Raw genomic sequence first — 18,282 nt, 5'->3', positions numbered from 1 at the left:
GGCGGACGATGAACTTATCAATCACCGACGATATTACCTTCCGCAAGCTGACCATCTTCATGACCTTTATGGAGAAAGGTAACATTGCCCGTACCGCCGAGGCGCTGGATATCAGCGGCGTCAGCGTCCACCGGGCGCTGCATACGCTGGAAGAGAACGTTCGTTGTCCGTTGTTCACGCACAAAGGCCGTAACCTGATAGCGCAACCGGCGGCATGGACGCTGCTGGAGTACTGTCAGGAAGTCTCCCAGTTGATGGCGCGCGGGCTTGAAGAAACCCGTAAAACTGCGGGCATCGGTCAGGGCCGTTTACGCGTCGGCACGCTCTACTCGTTAACCCTGGAAACGGTGCCGCACCTGATTATGGGCATGAAGCTACGTCGCCCGGATCTGGAAATGGATCTGACGATGGGATCGAACGAAGCCCTGTTGGCGATGCTGGAAGACGGCACGCTGGATGCGATCCTGATCTCTATCTCAGAAAGTGAGATCGACCGAAACAGTCTCGAAGTTCTGCCGCTGTTCCATGATGACATCTACCTTGCTGCGCCGATCACCGCAGCGTTAGATCCCAGTAAAACGGCGGATCTGCGCAATTACCGCAATGAAAAGTTTGTTTCGCTGGCGGAGGGATTTGCCACCTATGCCGGTTTTCAGGAAGCCTTTCACATCGCCGGATTTGAGCCAGAAATTGTCACCCGCGTGAACGACATTTTCTCAATGCTCAGCCTTGTGCAGGCAGGCGTAGGCTTTACCCTGATGCCGGGGCGAATGAAAAAGATGTATGAGAATAAGGTGCATCTGCAAAAGCTCGCCGATCCTTACCAGATGCGGCAGCTTATCGCGATTGTCTTTGCCCGCAACCGCGAGCGCGATCCGAGTTTGCTGGCGTTAGCCGCCGAAGGGCGGATGTATGCGCGGAGTTTGAACAACGATAGTTAATTGCCGTATGTAAAAGTTAGCCCGGCCGAGCAAAGCGACGCCGGGATTGGCACCGAGCGGCCCCGGCGTCGCTTTGCTCGGCCGGGCTACACTACACGCAGCGCCATCGGGCGATACCCCTATGCGCGCAGCCGTTTCGCCAGATGCACGGCAACGTCCATTCCGCTACGTTCAAGCGAAATAGATTCCCCTTCCCACGCGGCCTGGCGCGTCAAACAGGTCAGTACGCCGCCGGGCGGCATTTCAATCGCCAGACGGGCTTCACGCTCATTGGCGGACACTACCGCTTCTTGCCAGCGCACGGTGCGCGCCATATTCATCGCCAAATCGTCAGCTATACGCTCCGGCTGCCACAATACGCGACCGGTGCTACCGCTGAGATAGGCGTAGCGTGGACGCGAAAGCGTCACCTGGCTAAATGCCGACACCAGTTTTTGCGCAGGTTCTGCCAGCAACTCGCAGTGCGACGGTACGCTGACCGCCAGACGATGAGCCTTGCTCGCCCCTTTCTCCAGCGCCCGTTTAGCGACATCGGCCATCGCCTCATCGGTACCGGCAATGACAATCTGCGTTTCGGCATTCAGGTTGGCGATATACGTTCCACTCCCCGCCACCAGCGATTCCACCTGCGGCAACGTCAGCCCCATAATCGCCGTCAGGCCGTAGCCATGCGGATAGGCTTGCTCCATCAAATCACCGCGCAGCGCCACCAGCTTGAGCGCGTCGGTAAAGTCGAGCGCCCCGGCCACGACCGCCGCCGGATACGCCCCAATCGAGAGTCCGCTGACAATATCCGGCGTCACACCGCGGCGCTCAAGCTCACGCGCCCAGGCAACGCCCGCAATCAACAGCGCTAACTGTACCGCGCGGGTATGTTTTAATGCGTCAGGGGAATCCAGCGTATCCGCTTCTGCGCCCAGCACCTCACGTGCCTGGGCTAATTCCGTTCCCGGCAGGTTTTGCAGCATCTGCGGATGCTGCGTTCCTTGTCCCGGAAAGGTAAACAGGATCTTCATTTACTCCTCCCTGCTCCACGGGTCGCTTACCAACCGCGGCCCCTGCGATGTTTTTAACAGCGTCTTGCCGTCGCGCAGCCATTCGTTCAGGGCAAACGCGCCATATGGCGTTTCCACCTGAGTGTCAGCGCGGCAAAGGGCGCCCGTGAGCTGTCGCTGCCATTTTGCCAGCGACTCGCGTGAGAGTGCCTGCGGGGCGCGGATCAGCAGATCCAGATCGCTACTGGCATGAATCACCGGGATCCCGGTCGCCAGCGCGTAGCCGGTGCTGCCGGTAATACCCCACACCCACGGCCACGTCTGTTGAGACAATAACAAAGCCACCTGAACCGGTGGCTGAGAGATAAACGGTGAACGCAGCAGCGCCTGCGAGTCGACCAGCGACTCCGGCGAGCAGACGCGGGTAATGGCATTCGGATGACTCCATCCTGCCGCCCGCTGGCTGCGTTTCATGCCGCGAACACCGACGGGGACACGCCCCGCCTCATCAACATCACGCCGCACAACCACCGGCAGACCGGTATGCCAAACCTCATCCACCCAGGATTCCGAGGCCTCCTCCAGCGCGTCACGCGCATTCAGCCAGATAAGGTCGTGTGGACGTAATGTTGAGGTCATGATTTAGATTCCTGAAGTCAGCGAGATAAACAGCGGCAGCGACAGGATACACAGGACGGAGCTCAACAGCAGCACCGCTTCTGCATCTGGCGACTGCACGCCAAAGCGGTTACCGAATACCACGCCGAAGAAACCGGCGGACAGAGCAATCATCAAAATAGCGGTAATCGCCACGGAACCATGCAGACCGAAGATAAGCACGATGCCCCAGGCAATCGCTGGCTGAATCAGCAGCTTAGCGATAGTTGAGGTAATAACCACGGTATTGATCTGCAGTTTACGAGCAGACAGGATAACCCCGGTCAGGAACAGCGCGGCAGCGGTTGCGGACAGGCCGAGCGGTTTAATGGCCGCCAGCACCAGTTCCGGCATTTTGATGCCAATGGCAGAAAGAATAACCCCCAGCAGTGGGCCCATCACGATAGGTTTCTTGATAGAGCGCCACATCAGCACCGGCAGCATGGACAGCGTCGAGCCCGAATTACCACCCTCTGCGCGCGCTTTTTCGCGTTCCAGAATCAGTAAGCAGAACGGCGTCATCAGTACGGAACCACAGGCAATGGAAACCGCAACTGAGAGCGAAGTAGATGAGGTTTCACCCAATACGCTGCCCAGAATCGGCAAGCCCAGCGCCGCATAGTTTGGCAGCGCGACGGTCAGCGTCAGCACGGCAGCATCCTGCGGTGATTTTTTAAAGACTTTGGTCGCCATGAAGTAGATGGCGGCATAGGTGATCCACATCGCCAGGGTCAGCACCACAATCAGCGGTGACTGCGCAACAATACCGGCCCACGGCGTTTGTACGGTTGCACTAAACAGCGCAGCCGGCAGAGCAAAATCCATCACGAAGATATTGAGCAGGGAGACATTTTTGTTGTCGACCATTTTGGCCTTCCCGGCCCAGAATCCCAGCAGCATGATGACGAAAATCGGAGCAAGAGCATGAACAATTACGTAAGTCATATTTCACCTGTAATGAAAAAAGTTAGCACTGGCGCGATGATTATTATTTTTCAGATGTAAAGACCCTCATGGACGCAAGGGCGCGCCCATGGAGTCATACATCAGGCAGGTCTCTTTTTACTTACCAGCTTGCTCGCATACGTTCGCGTACCAGAGCAGAGCTGTGGCGGTTGTCAGCGCCCAGACGACTTTTCAGCGTTGGGTCCTGACGAGCGTCGTTGATGGCCTGTTGCAGAGTGTTTTTCACCTGCGTCAGATCGTCGGCAGACGGTGCATCGGGATTGCTGATATCCAGCAGATTTTCCAGCAGCCCCAACGTGGCGTAGTTACTGATGTCATACGCCATTGGTGGGATGGTCGCCGCCAGTTTTTCCAGCGCTTCAACGGTACGCAGCGTGATTCGTGCGGCGGACTCTTTACCCATCGCGTGAATCAACACGCCTTTGTCGTTGAAGGCAATCAGACGGTTAGCCTGGTAGCCGTGCGCCAGGAAAGCACCGGACATCGCTTTACCAACAATCAGCCCAATCACCGGGTGACCTGCTAGACGCGCATTGGCATACGCCGCTGCTGCACCGGCCAGCGCCTGGTGAATACCGAAGCCTTCTTCACGACGACCGTACGCCTGGCTTGGCACATCAATCACCGCCACAATCGGACGTTTCACCGCGTTATTGGCATCGGCGGCGACGGTTTCGCTCACCACTTTCGCCAGCGTCCAGCCTTCCAGCAGACCGACTTCGCCGCCGGCGGCACGCGGGTAATGGTTATTCGCATCGGGAACAACGGCGATAAAGCGCACCGTTTCACCGTTCAGTTCACCATCGGCGGCCTGTACGGACGGGCACAGCCCGGCAATGCGTTTGGCGTTTGGCGCGAGGGTTTCCAGCCATAATTCGCCACGGCTAATTGCGTTACTCATCATTTCACCTCCCGGGCAAAAAGCGCATGAATCTGTTCGGTATCGGCCTGTTTACGGGTGTCGAAATGGGTCAGACGGTCGAGATACCAGTCGTAGTTGTCGGTACGGTGTTTTGCCGGTACGCCTTTCGCCAGCGCTTCGTTCATCGCCGCTTTCACGGCATTCACACCGTCGCCGACCAGTGCGTCCACCAGACCGCTTTGGTAACGAATTTCACCACCGGTCATGCTCCAGATAAACGGACGGTCACGGGAGTCGTATTCTTCAATCCCCGCTTCCTGCTCGATAACCTGCGGGCCGTTCAGACCCAGACGCGCTTCACGGGTCACAATCAGGTAGCTACACAGCGCGGCGGCAATAGACATCCCGCCGAAGCAGCCCACGGTACCGGCAACAATACCGACCACCGGGGTGTAACGACGCAGGTCAACGATCGCCGCATGAATGTCGGCAATCGCCGCCAGACCGAGATTGGCCTCTTGCAAACGTACGCCGCCGGTTTCCAGGCTGAGAACGGCCTGAGTTGGGATGCCGTTGCGGTTATCTTCTGCCGCAAGCTCCAGCGCAGCTGCCATTTTGGCACCGGACACTTCGCCCATGCTGCCGCCCTGGAATGCGCCTTCAATCGCCACTACCACGGCCGGTTTGCCGTTGATGGTGCCTTTCGCGACGACCATGCCGTCATCAGACTGCGGAACAATGCCCTGAGCACCCAGCCACGGCGACATCACGCCGTCAAACGGGTCGAGCAGTTCGCGGTAGCTGCCTTCATCAAGCAGCGCGTGCGCACGTTGGCGTGCTTTTAATTCGATAAAACTGCTGTCATCACGCATGGCTCACCTCTTCAAATACCTGTTCGATACGAATACGCGCCACGCCTGGGGTCGCGCCGAAATCGTGGATCGTCAGTTTTCCCGCAGGCAGGCTGCTGACCGTTTGCAGACGGTTTAACAGCGCTTCCCAGCGGCTACGGCTGTTATCGACAGAAGTGGTGATATCAATGGTTAACGTCTGGCTCTGGTCGGCGGTGAATAACACCTCCATATCCCCGGAGCCCACAACGCCTGCCAGCGCTTTGCCGCTTAAGGTGCGGCTTGCTGGCACGGTTAATGTGATTTTTTCCATAACATCCTCTTAATGCTTTGAATAAGGCGAATCGATGCGATCGAGAAACAGCGTAGCGGCGAGTAGGTCAGCGGCACCGCCCGGTGAGGCGTTGAGCGCCAGCATCTGGCTATCGAGCTTCGCTAAAGCCGCCTGACCTGCCGGATGAGCGCTGCCGCCAGCATTCAGCACCGCACGGGCGCCGTCCTGCATAGCATCAAGCCCCTCCAGCCCCGCGCGAGACAGCACGCAGGTATCGGTCAGCGAGGTCATGATGGCCATCAGCGCATCGAGCCTCGCGTGGGTTTCGCTGCTGCCGTTAAACCGGCTTAAACGCAGTTGCGGCAGCGCACGCTGCATCACATGCGGAAACGCCTGCTGAGCTTCTTCGCGAGCACCCGGTACGCGATAACGGTGCGTTGCACGCAGCCCTTTGCTGAACACTTTGGGTGCGGCGGCGTCCGGCAGCTTCGCCAGTTCCGCGGCTGTAGCCGCTACCTGCTGCGCATTACCGCGACCACCGTGCATCGCCACGGCGCTCACCAACAGCCCCAGCGCCCAAATCGCGCCGCGGTGGGTATTCACGCCGTTGGTGGCGGCCATCATCTGCTGCTCGCCTGTGCGACCGAGTCGCCCTATGGTTTGTCTAAGCGCAATATCCGCTGGACGCTGCCAGCTTTGCTGCGCCAGCGCCTGAAACGTGGGGGTCAGGCTGCGCGCGGAGCGCTCCATCAGCGCCAACGATAAATCGTGGTGCGCGCCGTTCCCCCGACTGTCCACCAGACCGGGTTTCGGGCTTAATCGTGCTTCGTCAATCAGACACTGCGTGGCGGTTCGCGCCAGCCATTCGGCACCGCCTTCAACCTGAATCTGGGGCAGAAGTTTCATTACCAGCTCCGGAATTTCGCAGGTGGGTTGTAAAGACCGCCGGACCATTCAACCAGGTCAGACACGCTACCCGCGGCCAGCAGAGAACGGGTGGCGTCGGTACGACGGATGCCCATATCTTCTGGATAAACCACCTTGCCGCTTTGACGCAGCTCGGCAACGCGTTTCGCATCAACGCCCAGGCCGATATCGGTGATCCCCGCGACCGCCGCCACCATCGCACGACGTTCTTCAAGATCTTTGGCGCGATAGAGGTAAGCGATACCTTCTTCGGTCAGCACGTGGGTCACGTCATCGCCGTAGATCATGACCGGTGCCAGCGGCATCCCGGACGTTTTGGCAACTTCAATGGCATCAAGTTTTTCGACGAAGGTTGGTTTAACACCGGCCTGGAAGGTTTCAACCATCTGCACGACCAGTTTTTTACCGCGTTGCATTGGATCAGGTTCGGTAATCATGTTCAGCCAGGCAGGCGTTGCATGACGACGACCGTGCGGGTCATGGCCCATGTTTGGCGCGCCGCCGAAACCGGACAGGCGTCCACGGGTCACGGTAGAGGAGTTGGCATAGCCATCAACCTGCAAAGTGGAACCGATAAACATATCGACCGCGTACTGACCTGCCAGCTGGCAGAAGGCGCGGTTAGAACGCATTGAGCCATCGGCACCGGTAAAGAAGATGTCAGGGCGAGCGCGGATGTACTCTTCCATACCCAGTTCGCCGCCGAAGCAGTGCACGCTTTCAACCCAACCGCTTTCAATTGCCGGGATAAGCGTTGGATGCGGGTTCAGCGTCCAGTGTTTACAGATTTTGCCCTTCAGACCGAGCTGTTCGCCGTAGGTTGGCAGCAGCAGTTCGATTGCCGCGGTATTAAAACCGATACCGTGGTTCAACGATTGAACCTGATGTTCCGCGTAGATGCCTTTAATCGCCATCATCGCCATCAGAATGTGTTCTTGTTTAATCAGACGCGGGTCGCGGGTGAACAGCGGTTCAATAAAGAACGGCTTGTCAGCGACAACCACATAGTCAATCCACGAGCCAGGAATATCGACGCGCGGCAGATCGCATTCATCGTCGACCAGTTCGTTAACCTGCGCGATGACGATACCGTCATGGAACGCGGCAGCTTCAACCAGCGCCGGGGTATCTTCGGTACTCGCCCCGGTGTAAAGGTTACCTTTGCGGTCAGCTTTAAAACCGGCAATCAGCGCCACGTTCGGCGACAGGTCAACGTATAAACGGGAGTAAAGTTCGATGTAGGTGTGGATGGCGCCGATTTCCAGCTGGCCATCTTCCAGTAGCTGCGAGATACGCAGGCTTTGGGTACCGGAGAAAGAGAAATCCAGTTTACGAGCGATACCTTTTTCGAAGATATCCAGATGCTCGCTGCGCCCTACGCTTGGCATAATCATGTGCAGGTCGTGCACTTTTTGCGGGTTAACTTCAGCCAGCATGCGAGATAAGAAATCTGCCTGCTTCTGGTTATTCCCTTCTAATACCACGCGGTCACCCGGCGCGATCAGTAGTTCCAGCATCGCGGTCAGATCTGCGGTCGGCAGTACCTTACCCTGCACCGGAACGGAAGCCAGACGCCGCTGTTTTTCTGTGCGGCGGGTGTTCCAGACTCGTGCTGGTGTTTGCCCAGATAACATTATTAACCTCCTGATTCAGCGAATCATTTTGATTGCTTAACACTGGAAAGAGTGTGCACCCTGGTGAGAAAGTCATCAATTAAGCGTAGGCGTTAATCATTAGCTTGAGGGTAATAATTGAAGTAACAATTTGTGATTAGGATCAGATCCGAAAGGGATAAAAAGGGCTACCGATACCTCATTTTCATAAACACGATGGCAAAGTGGCGGTATAGTAGGCGCCAGATTTTTGTAAACATCGCCGAGTTATGACTGAAACAACCCATCACGATCTCAGTATCGACACTTCAAGCAGCGCGGATTTCGTGCCGATGCGCGGCGTGAGCAATCGTCATTTACAAACGATGCTGCCGCGTCTTATCCGTCGCAAGCTGCAATTCACGCCATGCTGGCAGCGCCTTGAGCTGCCGGACGGTGATTTTGTTGATCTCGCCTGGAGTGAAGATCCGCAAGCTGCGCGCCATAAACCGCGCCTGGTGGTGTTTCATGGTCTGGAAGGCAGTTTGCACAGTCCCTATGCGCACGGCCTGATTAATGCCGCAAAACAGCGGGGCTGGCTGGGCGTGGTGATGCATTTTCGCGGCTGTAGCGGCGAACCAAACCGTCTGAACCGCATTTATCACTCCGGTGAAACGGAAGATGGCACCTGGTTTTTGCAGTGGCTCAAGCGCGAATTTGGTGACGCGCCAACGGCAGCGGTCGGTTATTCGCTCGGCGGCAACATGCTGGCCTGCCTGCTGGCAAAAGAAGGCGATGATGTGCCTATCGACGCGGCGGTGATTGTCTCGGCACCGTTTATGCTCGAAGCCTGTAGCTATCATATGGATAAAGGCTTCTCGCGGGTTTATCAGCGCTACCTGCTGAACCTGTTGAAAGGCAACGCGGCACGCAAGCTCAAGGCTTATCCCGGCTCACTGCCGGTGGATCTGCGCCAGTTAAAAAGTATGCGCCGGATCCGCGAGTTCGACGATTCCATTACCTCGAAGATCCACGGTTTTGCCGATGCTATCGACTATTATCGTCAGTGCAGCGCAATGCCTACTTTGAGCAAAATCACCAAGCCCACGCTGATTATCCATGCGAAAGACGATCCCTTTATGGATCACCACTCCATTCCCGCCCAGGAAGAGTTGCCGGATAACGTTGAATATCAGCTAACGGAACACGGCGGCCACGTTGGATTTATCGGCGGCACCCTGCGCCACCCGGAAATGTGGCTGGAAAAACGCATCCCCGCATGGCTTATGACGTGGTTAGGAGTGAAAGCATGATGATCCCCTGGCAGGACCTTGACCCCGAAACGCTGGATAGGTTGATTGAAAGCTTTGTCTTGCGCGAAGGCACTGATTATGGTGAATATGAGCGCTCACTTGCGCAAAAGGTCGCCGACGTAAAACATCAGTTACAAACAGGCGAAGCGGTGCTGGTGTGGTCTGAGCTTCACGAGACCGTCAACATCATGCCCCGTAACCAATTTCGCGGTTAACTATACTTATTGCAGGAAGCCGGACGGCTTTCTGTAGTCTGTTAAGGAGTTATTCGCATGTCTGCCAAACACCCAGTTATTGCCGTGACCGGCTCCAGCGGAGCGGGAACCACCACCACCAGCCTCGCATTTCGTAAAATCTTTGCTCAGCTCAACCTGCGTGCGGCAGAAGTTGAAGGCGACAGCTTTCACCGCTATACCCGTCCTGAAATGGATATGGCTATCCGTAAGGCCCGCGATGCCGGTCGGCATATCAGCTATTTCGGCCCGGATGCCAATGACTTTGGCCTGCTGGAACAAACCTTCCGCGATTACGGCGTGACCGGCAAAGGGCAATCACGAAAGTATCTGCACACCTACGACGAAGCCGTACCGTGGAATCAGGTGCCGGGAACATTTACCCCCTGGCAGCCGCTGCCCGAGCCGACGGATGTGCTGTTCTATGAAGGATTGCACGGCGGCGTGGTGACACCGCAGCATGACGTGGCACGCCATGTTGATCTGCTGGTTGGCGTGGTGCCGATTGTGAACCTCGAGTGGATCCAAAAGATGATCCGCGACACCAGCGAGCGCGGTCACTCCCGTGAGGCGGTGATGGATTCCGTGGTGCGCTCAATGGAGGACTACATCAACTTCATTACGCCGCAGTTCTCCCGCACCCATATCAACTTCCAGCGCGTCCCAACGGTCGATACCTCAAATCCCTTCGCCGCCAAAAGTATTCCCTCGCTCGATGAGAGCTTTGTGGTCATTCATTTCCGTAATCTTGATAACATCGATTACCCGTGGCTGCTGGCGATGCTGCAAGGGTCGTTTATTTCACATATGAATACGCTGGTGGTTCCCGGCGGCAAGCTAGGGCTGGCGATGGAGCTCATCATGATGCCGCTGGTGCAGCGATTGATGGAAGGAAGAAGCTAAACGGCGGTCCCGGCGGCGCTGCGCTTGGCCGGGCTACATTTCGTATGCAATCAGTAGGTCTGATAAGCATCGCGTCATCAGGCACAAGCACACAATTCGCCGGATGGCGGCTTCGCCTTATCCGGCCTACACCGTAAATACTGTGGATATTAGCAACTTGTAGGCCCGATAAGGCGAAGCCGCCATCGGGCAATTCCGAGCACAATACCGGATACAACAGTCGGTAGCCCGGACGAGGCATTTGCTCTGACCCCAGAGTCGTTATCCCTCGATCACTTCATAAGAGTGAGTGATATTCACCGCTTTTTCGAGCATCAGCGCAACCGAGCAGTATTTCTCAGCGGACAGTGAGACGGCACGAGCAACCGCAGCGTCTTTAAGATCTTTCCCCGTCACAATGAAGTGCAGGTTGATATGTGTGAACAGGCGCGGTGCCTCTTCACGGCGTTCAGAAGTCAGCTTCACTTCACAATCTGAGACGTCATTGCGGCCCTTTTGCAAAATGGAAACCACATCGATTGCGCTACAGCCACCGGCGGCCATTAAGACGACTTCCATTGGGCTTGGCGCTTTATCGCCCGAGTTGCCGTCCATCAAAATCTGGTGGCCTGAAGCAGACTCTCCGAGGAAGGTTAAGCCTTCAATCCATTTCACACGCGCTTGCATATTATTTAACTCCCAGGTTGCAATTTTCTTCTCAGATTACGCGTACATAACAATTCTCGCAATGGAAGGCGATCGCCGTCATGCTGAAGCGAGACACCAGGAGACACGCGCCTAAAGCTATGCTAAAACAGTCAGGATGCTACGGTAATACATAAACGTACTGCATGTATGCAGAGGACATCACATTACTGGCTGCGGCACGATTCGACAGCCGACTTCCCAGGTAACGGGAAGGATACTATTGCAACCAGTGGCTGCAATGTTTTTGCCGCTGGGAAGAGCTTATAACAGAGGATAACCGCGCATGGTGCTTGGCAAACCGCAAACAGACCCGACTCTCGAATGGTTCTTGTCTCATTGCCATATTCATAAGTACCCATCGAAGAGCACGCTGATTCACCAGGGTGAAAAAGCTGAAACGCTGTATTACATCGTCAAAGGCTCAGTGGCAGTACTCATCAAGGATGAAGAAGGTAAAGAGATGATTCTCTCTTACCTCAACCAGGGTGACTTTATCGGCGAATTGGGCCTGTTTGAAGAAGGCCAGGAACGCAGCGCGTGGGTACGGGCAAAAACCGCTTGTGAAGTTGCTGAAATCTCTTATAAAAAATTCCGCCAGCTGATTCAGGTAAACCCAGACATCCTGATGCGTTTGTCTTCGCAAATGGCACGTCGTCTGCAGATTACCTCCGAAAAAGTGGGCAACCTGGCATTCCTGGACGTGACCGGACGCATCGCCCAGACTCTGCTGAATCTGGCTAAACAGCCGGACGCCATGACTCACCCAGACGGTATGCAGATTAAAATCACCCGTCAGGAAATCGGTCAGATCGTCGGTTGTTCCCGCGAAACCGTGGGCCGTATTTTGAAAATGCTCGAAGATCAAAACCTGATCTCCGCTCACGGCAAAACTATTGTCGTCTACGGTACTCGCTGATCCAGCCAAAACGGCATAGTGCTCACGCAGTATGCCGTTTTTGTTTTCCCTCATGTGGCGCAGGCTGATTTACCACCCGGAAGTCAACTATGCACTGCGGCAAACGCTGGTGTTATGTTTGCCGGTCGCCATTGGCCTACTCTTCGGCCATCTTCAGCAAGGTCTGCTGTTCTCACTGGTTCCCGCGTGTTGCAACATCGCAGGTCTTGATACGCCCCATAAGCGTTTTTTCAAACGCCTGACTATCGGCGGCTGCCTGTTTGCCGGATGCAGCCTCGCCGTACAGCTATTGCTGGCGCATCACATTCCACTGCCGTTCATTCTGACCGGGCTGGCGCTGCTGCTGGGCGTAACGGCAGAGATCAGCGCCTTACACGGGCGATTGCTCCCCGCCTCGCTGATTGCGGCTATTTTCACCTTAAGCCTCGCCGGTAACATGCCTATCTGGCAGCCATTGCTGCTGTATGCGCTTGGCACGCTGTGGTATGGCTTATTCAACTGGTGGTGGTTCTGGATGTGGCGCGAACAGCCGCTGCGCGAATCGCTAAGCCTGCTCTATCGCCAGCTCGCCGAATACTGCGAAGCCAAATACAGCCTGCTGACTCAGCATACGGACCCCAGCACCGCGCTGCCGCCGTTGCTAAACCGTCAGCAAAAGGTGGTGGATCTCATTTCCCAATGCTATCAGCAACTTCATATGCTGGCGGCAAACCGACACAATGACTACAAGCGCCTGCTGCGCGCTTTTCAGGTAGGGCTAGATTTACAAGAACATATCTCGGTGAGTTTGCATCAGCCAGAAGAGGTGCAAAAACTGGTGGAACGCAGCCACGCGGAAGCAGTGATCCGCTGGAACGCGCAGACCGTCGCGGCACGGTTGCGCGTACTCGCGGATGATATTCTCTATCACCGTTACCCCAGCCGCTTCACGATGGAAAAACAGATTGGCGCGCTGGAAAAAATCGCCGCCCAGCATCCTGATAACCCGGTCGGCCAGTTCTGCGCCTGGCACTTTAGCCGAATCGCCAGAGTCCTGCGCGCCCAGCGTCCGCTCTACCCGCGCGACCTGATGGCGGATAAGGAACGCCGCCTGCCGCTGTTCCCGGCCATTAAAAGCTACCTGTCGCTAAAATCGCCCGCGCTACGCAACGCCGGGAGGCTAAGCGTGATGCTGAGTATCGCCAGCCTGATGGGCACGGCGCTGCATCTGCCAAAACCGTACTGGATCCTGATGACGGTGCTGCTGGTGACGCAAAACGGTTATGGCGCTACCCGCGTGCGAATTTTCCACCGTGCGGCGGGCACCCTGGCGGGCCTGGTGATCGCCGCCATCGCCCTGCACTTCCACGCGCCGCAGGGGCTCGCGCTTACCGGGATGCTGATTATCACGCTCGTCAGCTACCTGATTATTCGCCGCAGCTACGGTTGGGCCACCGTTGGCTTTACGGTCACCGCGGTATACACGCTGCAAATCCTCACGCTTAACGGCGAACAGTTTATTGTTGCCCGCTTTATCGACACCATCATCGGCTGCCTGATTGCGTTCGGCGGCATGCTCTGGTTATGGCCGCAGTGGCAAAGCGGTCAGCTACGGCAAAATGCCCAGGCGGCGCTGGAAGCCGATCAGGACGCCATTCGTCTGATCCTAAGCCCCGACCCGCAGGCGCCTAAGCTTGCTTATCAGCGCATGCGCGTCAACCAGGCGCACAATACGCTGTTTAACACCTTAAACCAGGCCATGCAGGAGCCGGGCTTTAACTCACGCTATTTGGAAGACATGAAGCTGTGGGTCACTCACAGTCAGTTTATCGTTGAGCACATCAACGCCATGACGACGCTTGCGCGCGAACACAACATGCTGACACCCGATTTAGCGCAACAGTATCTGGAGTCGTGCGAAATTGCCCTACAGCGCTGCCAGCAACGTCTGGAGTACGATGAAGCGGGAAGCGGCGGAGAGGTGAACATTATGGAGTCGCCGGACGCGCTGTCCCACGGCGCGCTAAGCACTATGGAACAGCATCTCCAGCGTATTCTGGGGCATCTCAACACCATGCACACCATCTCTTCGGTGGCGTGGCGTCAGCGCCCACGGCATGGCGGCTGGTTAAAGCGACGAGCTAGCTGACGATTTTCGCCACGGCCTGCGAGAAGCGCTGCATCCCTTCGTCGATATCCACTTCCTCCACCACCAGCGATGGCGCAAAGCGCATTACGTCCGGGCCCGCGTTAAGCACCATCACGCCGACGTCAGCCGCCGCGTAAAGGAAATCACGCGCGCGACCTTTGTACTTCGCATTCAGCTCGGCGCCAATCAATAGCCCCATGCCGCGCACGTCGCTAAACACATCATACTTCGCGTTAATCTGGTGCAGATGCTGAACAAACCGTTCACGTTTTGCATTCACGCCGTTGAGCACTTCTGGCGTGTTGATAATATCGAACGCGGCACCGGCAACGGCGCAGGCCAGCGGATTACCGCCATAGGTAGAACCGTGTGAACCGACGTGGAAGGCATTGGCAATGTCTTCGGTGGTCAGCACCGCGCTCACCGGGAAGCCGCCGCCCAGCGCTTTGGCGCTGGTTAAGATATCCGGCGTTACGCCATAGTGCATATAGGCAAACAGAGAACCGGTACGGCCCATGCCGCTTTGCACCTCATCAAACACCAGCAGCGCCTGATGTTTATCACACAACGCGCGCAGGCCTTGCAGGAATTCCGGCGTCGCCGCCAGCACGCCGCCTTCGCCCTGAATCGGCTCGACCACGATGGCGCAGGTGTGATCATCCATCACCGCTTCAACCGCATGCAGGTCGTTAAATGGCACGTGGATGATATCGGCCGGTTTCGGGCCAAAGCCGTCGGAATATTTTGGCTGACCGCCCACGGAAACGGTAAACAGCGAGCGTCCGTGGAAGGCGTTATGGAAAGCGATAATTTTGGTTTTATACGGGCTATGACGGGTCGAGGCGTAGTAGCGTGCCAGCTTAAAGGCGGTTTCGTTTGCCTCGGTGCCGGAGTTCATAAACACCACGCGCTCAGCGAAGGTGGCGTCCACCAGCTTCTGGCCCAGACGCAGCGCAGGTTCATTGGTAAAAACGTTGCTGGTATGCCACAGCGTTTCACCCTGGCTTTTCAGCGCGTCAACCAACGCCGGGTGACAATGACCCAGCGCCGTCACCGCAATACCGCCGGCAAAATCAACGTACTCTTTGCCTTGCTGATCCCACACGCGGCTCCCTTTGCCTTTCACCGGGATAAATTCCGCCGGTGCATAAATGGGCAAAATGACCTGGTCGAAGGTCGCGCGGGTGATTGCAGATTGTTTGGTTTCCATGTCATGCCCTTCTTCAAGCGATGCAGCGTTGATTGTGAGAATCTATCCACAAAATATGCATAAAAAATCACACAATGGCAACGACTATCGATTGAGAAAGTTTGCCAGCAGGTCGTGCCCTTGTTCGCTGAGAATACTCTCCGGGTGGAACTGCACGCCTTCCAGATCCCACTGCCGGTGGCGAATGCCCATAATTTCCCCCGCCGCGCTGCGGGCGGTGACGTCAAAACAATCGGGCAATGTCTCAGGATCAATGAGCAAAGAGTGATAACGCGTGACGGTCAGCGGGTTATTCAGGCCGCGAAACACGCCCTGCTGCTGATGCGTAATCGGTGAGGTTTTGCCGTGCATCACTTTCGCCGCACGAACGATACGCGCGCCGAAGGCCTGCGCGATGGCCTGGTGGCCTAAGCAAACGCCGAGCAGCGGTATTTTTCCCGCATAGTGGCGAATCACATCCAGAGAGATACCGGCGTCATCTGGCGTACAGGGGCCGGGGGAGATAACGATTTTGTGCGGAGAGAGCGACGCGATGTCATCAAGGGAGATATCGTCGTTACGTTTGACCGTTACGCTGGCCCCCAGCTCGCAAAAATACTGGTAGAGGTTCCAGGTAAAGGAATCGTAGTTATCAATCAGCAGGATCATGGCGGCTCCGGTCGTTTATCTGCCGCCATTCTACCGGGAGCTTACTGCTTTAGCGATATGGGCGGCAGCCTCATGCGTAACGCCGCCCGCTATGGCTTACGGTAGGACTTTTGCCGACAGGATAACGATAGGCTTAGACGGTACATTCTGGTACGGCCCTACGTTATGGCTCTGAACCTGGGAAATTTTGTCAGCCACATCCATTCCTTTAACCACTTTCCCGAATACGGCGTAGCCAAAATCACGCTGACCGTGATCTAAGAAAGCATTGTCGGCCACGTTGATAAAGAACTGGCTGGTCGCGCTGTCTTTGTCAGCGGTGCGCGCCATCGCGACGGTGCCGCGGGTATTACGCAGACCGTTATCCGCTTCGTTTTTAATCGGTGGATTAGGCTGCTTCTGCTGCATCTGCTCGTTAAAGCCGCCACCCTGAATCATAAAGCCCGGGATCACACGGTGGAACGTGGTGTTGTTATAGAAACCGCTGTTGACATACTTAAGGAAGTTTTCAACGGAGACTGGCGCTTTCTGACTATCCAATTGCAGCTCGATGTTGCCAGCCGAGGTGGTCAGCAAAACATGCGGGTCATTGGTTGCTGCTAAAGCTGCAGGAGCCACCGCGGAGAGAGCAAAAACAGCCGCCACGGCCGCCAGAGTTGATTTGAGCATGAGAAATCCTTTAACGAGTGCAGTTGGGAAGCAAGTGGCTTGATTCTAAAGAGGCTTAGGCCCACAGGCCAGTGCTTTACCAAAGTTTACATGTATGTAACCTTCATAATGATCAAGCTAAGAATTGTCGCATTTATTTTGTGATCTGGATCACAGAGAAAAGTGTAATACGCCAACGTTTGCGTAATAAAACTATGAATACGTCACCACAGTGCATAAAATCTGCCCGCTCAGCGCAGAGTCAACGCGTTTTACACAACTATTCACAGGCCAGTCATGACTAACAGCAACCGTATCAAGCTCACATGGATCAGCTTCTTCTCCTACGCCCTCACCGGTGCGTTGGTAATTGTCACCGGGATGGTGATGGGAAACATTGCCGATTATTTTAATCTGCCGGTTTCCAGTATGAGTAACACCTTTACCTTCCTGAACGCTGGGATCCTGATCTCGATTTTCCTGAATGCCTGGCTAATGGAAATCGTTCCGCTGAAAACGCAGCTGCGTTTTGGCTTTATTCTGATGGTGCTGGCAGTGGCCGGGTTGATGACCAGCCATAGTCTGGCACTGTTCTCCGCAGCGATGTTCGTGCTGGGCCTGGTCAGCGGTATCACCATGTCCATCGGTACGTTCCTGATTACCCATATGTATGAAGGTCGTCAGCGCGGTGCGCGTTTGCTGTTTACCGACTCCTTCTTTAGCATGGCCGGGATGATTTTCCCGATGCTGGCTGCCTGGCTGCTGGCACGTACCATTGAGTGGTATTGGGTTTACGCCTGCATTGGCCTGATTTACGTGGCTATCTTTATTCTGACCTTTGGCTGTGACTTCCCGGTACTGGGCAAGAAAGCACAGCAGGATGACCAGCCAGTTGCGAAAGAAAAGTGGGGTATCGGCGTACTGTTCCTGTCTATTGCTGCGCTGTGCTATATCCTGGGCCAGCTGGGCTTTATCTCGTGGGTGCCAGAATATGCCAAGGGTTTGGGCATGAGCCTGAACGATGCCGGTAAGCTGGTGAGCGATTTCTGGATGTCTTATATGTTCGGTATGTGGGCGTTCAGCTTTATTCTGCGCTTCTTCGACCTGCAACGTATTCTGACGGTGCTGGCGGGTATTGCGACAGTGATGATGTATCTGTTCAACCATGGTGAACCGCAGCATCTGGCGTGGTTTATCCTGACGCTGGGCTTCTTCTCTAGCGCTATCTACACCTCAATTATTACGCTCGGTTCTTTGCAGACCAAAGTGGCCTCACCCAAACTGGTTAACTTCGTTCTGACCTGCGGCACCATCGGCACGATGCTGACGTTTGTTGTTACCGGGCCGATTGTGGCGAGCAGCGGGCCGCTGGCGGCGCTGACGACGGCGAATGCTTTGTATGCTGTGGTGTTTGTGATGTGTCTGGTGCTTGGGTTTGTGAGCCGTCACCGTCAGCATGCGGTGGGGGCTTCGCACTAATTTACGAGGTGATCCTTTTCGGATTAGCACCCTGTTGCGCTCCCTTCCAGTG

Annotated in this window: 19 protein-coding genes; 7 read left to right on the top strand and 12 right to left on the bottom strand. The window is 55.8% G+C overall.

Annotated elements, in window-relative coordinates; all coding sequences use genetic code 11:
• Nucleotides 1-8 precede the first annotated feature (8 nt).
• Entirely contained in the window at nucleotides 9-941 is a 933-nt protein-coding gene (locus tag ACIPDS_RS20065; RefSeq protein ID WP_400739631.1) for a LysR family transcriptional regulator, read from the top strand.
• A 119-nt stretch (nucleotides 942-1,060) separates the two neighbouring features.
• On the opposite strand, the gene mdcH is transcribed toward ACIPDS_RS20065, so the two are convergent.
• From mdcH to mdcA, 8 genes are all read right to left on the bottom strand, one after another.
• Nucleotides 1,061-1,957, bottom strand: coding sequence for a malonate decarboxylase subunit epsilon (mdcH, locus tag ACIPDS_RS20060; RefSeq protein WP_400739628.1), 897 nt, complete (start codon nucleotides 1,955-1,957; stop codon nucleotides 1,061-1,063).
• Complete coding sequence (locus ACIPDS_RS20055; RefSeq protein ID WP_400739625.1) at nucleotides 1,958-2,575, bottom strand: malonate decarboxylase holo-ACP synthase; 618 nt, start codon at nucleotides 2,573-2,575, stop codon at nucleotides 1,958-1,960.
• A 3-nt stretch (nucleotides 2,576-2,578) separates the two neighbouring features.
• The gene (locus tag ACIPDS_RS20050; protein WP_079225899.1) at nucleotides 2,579-3,538 is read right to left on the bottom strand and encodes an AEC family transporter; all 960 of its coding nucleotides are present in this window, start codon (nucleotides 3,536-3,538) and stop codon (nucleotides 2,579-2,581) included.
• 121 nt (nucleotides 3,539-3,659) lie between these two features.
• On the bottom strand, nucleotides 3,660-4,460 hold the full coding sequence (mdcE, locus tag ACIPDS_RS20045) for a biotin-independent malonate decarboxylase subunit gamma (RefSeq protein WP_400739827.1): 801 nt from the start codon (nucleotides 4,458-4,460) through the stop codon (nucleotides 3,660-3,662).
• The gene (locus tag ACIPDS_RS20040) at nucleotides 4,460-5,293 is read right to left on the bottom strand and encodes a biotin-independent malonate decarboxylase subunit beta (RefSeq protein WP_166515481.1); all 834 of its coding nucleotides are present in this window, start codon (nucleotides 5,291-5,293) and stop codon (nucleotides 4,460-4,462) included. The genes mdcE and ACIPDS_RS20040 overlap by 1 nt, the downstream gene beginning before the upstream one ends.
• Entirely contained in the window at nucleotides 5,286-5,585 is a 300-nt protein-coding gene (mdcC, locus tag ACIPDS_RS20035; protein ID WP_166515480.1) for a malonate decarboxylase acyl carrier protein, read from the bottom strand. The genes ACIPDS_RS20040 and mdcC overlap by 8 nt, the downstream gene beginning before the upstream one ends.
• A gap of 9 nt (nucleotides 5,586-5,594) precedes the next feature.
• On the bottom strand, nucleotides 5,595-6,452 hold the full coding sequence (locus ACIPDS_RS20030) for a triphosphoribosyl-dephospho-CoA synthase (protein WP_400739620.1): 858 nt from the start codon (nucleotides 6,450-6,452) through the stop codon (nucleotides 5,595-5,597).
• A complete protein-coding gene (mdcA, locus tag ACIPDS_RS20025; RefSeq protein ID WP_166515478.1) occupies nucleotides 6,452-8,107 on the bottom strand; it encodes a malonate decarboxylase subunit alpha in 1,656 nt (551 codons plus the stop codon). The genes ACIPDS_RS20030 and mdcA overlap by 1 nt, the downstream gene beginning before the upstream one ends.
• 248 nt (nucleotides 8,108-8,355) lie before the next feature.
• On the opposite strand from mdcA, the gene ACIPDS_RS20020 reads away from it, so the two are divergent.
• From ACIPDS_RS20020 to ACIPDS_RS20010, 3 genes are read left to right on the top strand one after another with little or no spacing between them, the layout of a single operon-like run.
• On the top strand, nucleotides 8,356-9,378 hold the full coding sequence (locus tag ACIPDS_RS20020) for a hydrolase (protein WP_400739617.1): 1,023 nt from the start codon (nucleotides 8,356-8,358) through the stop codon (nucleotides 9,376-9,378).
• Nucleotides 9,375-9,593, top strand: coding sequence for a YheU family protein (locus ACIPDS_RS20015; protein WP_166515476.1), 219 nt, complete (start codon nucleotides 9,375-9,377; stop codon nucleotides 9,591-9,593). The genes ACIPDS_RS20020 and ACIPDS_RS20015 overlap by 4 nt, the downstream gene beginning before the upstream one ends.
• 57 nt (nucleotides 9,594-9,650) lie before the next feature.
• A complete protein-coding gene (locus ACIPDS_RS20010; protein ID WP_166515475.1) occupies nucleotides 9,651-10,514 on the top strand; it encodes a phosphoribulokinase in 864 nt (287 codons plus the stop codon).
• 261 nt (nucleotides 10,515-10,775) lie between these two features.
• Here ACIPDS_RS20010 and ACIPDS_RS20005 read toward each other — a convergent pair whose 3' ends face one another.
• The gene (locus ACIPDS_RS20005; protein WP_166515474.1) at nucleotides 10,776-11,180 is read right to left on the bottom strand and encodes an OsmC family protein; all 405 of its coding nucleotides are present in this window, start codon (nucleotides 11,178-11,180) and stop codon (nucleotides 10,776-10,778) included.
• A gap of 304 nt (nucleotides 11,181-11,484) precedes the next feature.
• On the opposite strand from ACIPDS_RS20005, the gene crp reads away from it, so the two are divergent.
• Together crp and ACIPDS_RS19995 are read left to right on the top strand one after the other, a co-directional pair.
• Nucleotides 11,485-12,117 (top strand): cAMP-activated global transcriptional regulator CRP, encoded by a 633-nt coding sequence (gene crp, locus ACIPDS_RS20000; RefSeq protein WP_039332728.1) that lies wholly within the window; start codon nucleotides 11,485-11,487, stop codon nucleotides 12,115-12,117.
• A gap of 52 nt (nucleotides 12,118-12,169) precedes the next feature.
• Nucleotides 12,170-14,245 carry a YccS/YhfK family putative transporter gene (locus tag ACIPDS_RS19995; protein WP_400739612.1) on the top strand — a complete coding sequence of 692 codons (2,076 nt, stop codon included), beginning with the start codon at nucleotides 12,170-12,172 and terminating at the stop codon, nucleotides 14,243-14,245.
• Here the strand turns inward: ACIPDS_RS19995 and ACIPDS_RS19990 are convergent.
• The 3 genes from ACIPDS_RS19990 to ppiA form a co-directional block, all read right to left on the bottom strand.
• Entirely contained in the window at nucleotides 14,238-15,455 is a 1,218-nt protein-coding gene (locus ACIPDS_RS19990; protein WP_400739610.1) for an aspartate aminotransferase family protein, read from the bottom strand. The two genes, ACIPDS_RS19995 and ACIPDS_RS19990, sit on opposite strands and share 8 nt — an antisense overlap.
• Before the next feature lie 84 nt (nucleotides 15,456-15,539).
• Nucleotides 15,540-16,103, bottom strand: a complete 564-nt coding sequence (gene pabA / locus ACIPDS_RS19985) for an aminodeoxychorismate synthase component 2 (RefSeq protein WP_400739607.1) — start codon at nucleotides 16,101-16,103, stop codon at nucleotides 15,540-15,542.
• A 96-nt stretch (nucleotides 16,104-16,199) separates the two neighbouring features.
• Complete coding sequence (gene ppiA / locus ACIPDS_RS19980) at nucleotides 16,200-16,772, bottom strand: peptidylprolyl isomerase A (protein WP_166515470.1); 573 nt, start codon at nucleotides 16,770-16,772, stop codon at nucleotides 16,200-16,202.
• Nucleotides 16,773-17,048: 276 nt separating this feature from the next.
• Here ppiA and tsgA point away from each other — a divergent pair, with 276 nt between their 5' ends.
• Nucleotides 17,049-18,230 carry an MFS transporter TsgA gene (tsgA, locus tag ACIPDS_RS19975; protein ID WP_400739604.1) on the top strand — a complete coding sequence of 394 codons (1,182 nt, stop codon included), beginning with the start codon at nucleotides 17,049-17,051 and terminating at the stop codon, nucleotides 18,228-18,230.
• Nucleotides 18,231-18,282: the final 52 nt, after the last annotated feature.

It is taken from the genome of Kluyvera sp. NPDC087067 (assembly GCF_044745165.1).
In the GTDB taxonomy this organism is placed as follows: Bacteria; Pseudomonadota; Gammaproteobacteria; order Enterobacterales; family Enterobacteriaceae; genus Kluyvera.
The sequence above is the reverse complement of the archived record's forward strand: the minus strand, read 5'-3'. Positions and strand labels throughout refer to the sequence as shown.

Bases quoted from the DNA above. Each gene is read 5' to 3' on its own strand.
- ACIPDS_RS20065 (WP_400739631.1), top strand. From the start codon at position 9: ATGAACTTATCAATCACCGACGATATTACCTTCCGCAAGCTGACCATC.
- mdcH (WP_400739628.1), bottom strand. From the start codon at position 1,957: ATGAAGATCCTGTTTACCTTTCCGGGACAAGGAACGCAGCATCCGCAG.
- ACIPDS_RS20055 (WP_400739625.1), bottom strand. From the start codon at position 2,575: ATGACCTCAACATTACGTCCACACGACCTTATCTGGCTGAATGCGCGT.
- ACIPDS_RS20050 (WP_079225899.1), bottom strand. From the start codon at position 3,538: ATGACTTACGTAATTGTTCATGCTCTTGCTCCGATTTTCGTCATCATG.
- mdcE (WP_400739827.1), bottom strand. From the start codon at position 4,460: ATGAGTAACGCAATTAGCCGTGGCGAATTATGGCTGGAAACCCTCGCG.
- ACIPDS_RS20040 (WP_166515481.1), bottom strand. From the start codon at position 5,293: ATGCGTGATGACAGCAGTTTTATCGAATTAAAAGCACGCCAACGTGCG.
- mdcC (WP_166515480.1), bottom strand. From the start codon at position 5,585: ATGGAAAAAATCACATTAACCGTGCCAGCAAGCCGCACCTTAAGCGGC.
- ACIPDS_RS20030 (WP_400739620.1), bottom strand. From the start codon at position 6,452: ATGAAACTTCTGCCCCAGATTCAGGTTGAAGGCGGTGCCGAATGGCTG.
- mdcA (WP_166515478.1), bottom strand. From the start codon at position 8,107: ATGTTATCTGGGCAAACACCAGCACGAGTCTGGAACACCCGCCGCACA.
- ACIPDS_RS20020 (WP_400739617.1), top strand. From the start codon at position 8,356: ATGACTGAAACAACCCATCACGATCTCAGTATCGACACTTCAAGCAGC.
- ACIPDS_RS20015 (WP_166515476.1), top strand. From the start codon at position 9,375: ATGATGATCCCCTGGCAGGACCTTGACCCCGAAACGCTGGATAGGTTG.
- ACIPDS_RS20010 (WP_166515475.1), top strand. From the start codon at position 9,651: ATGTCTGCCAAACACCCAGTTATTGCCGTGACCGGCTCCAGCGGAGCG.
- ACIPDS_RS20005 (WP_166515474.1), bottom strand. From the start codon at position 11,180: ATGCAAGCGCGTGTGAAATGGATTGAAGGCTTAACCTTCCTCGGAGAG.
- crp (WP_039332728.1), top strand. From the start codon at position 11,485: ATGGTGCTTGGCAAACCGCAAACAGACCCGACTCTCGAATGGTTCTTG.
- ACIPDS_RS19995 (WP_400739612.1), top strand. From the start codon at position 12,170: ATGTGGCGCAGGCTGATTTACCACCCGGAAGTCAACTATGCACTGCGG.
- ACIPDS_RS19990 (WP_400739610.1), bottom strand. From the start codon at position 15,455: ATGGAAACCAAACAATCTGCAATCACCCGCGCGACCTTCGACCAGGTC.
- pabA (WP_400739607.1), bottom strand. From the start codon at position 16,103: ATGATCCTGCTGATTGATAACTACGATTCCTTTACCTGGAACCTCTAC.
- ppiA (WP_166515470.1), bottom strand. From the start codon at position 16,772: ATGCTCAAATCAACTCTGGCGGCCGTGGCGGCTGTTTTTGCTCTCTCC.
- tsgA (WP_400739604.1), top strand. From the start codon at position 17,049: ATGACTAACAGCAACCGTATCAAGCTCACATGGATCAGCTTCTTCTCC.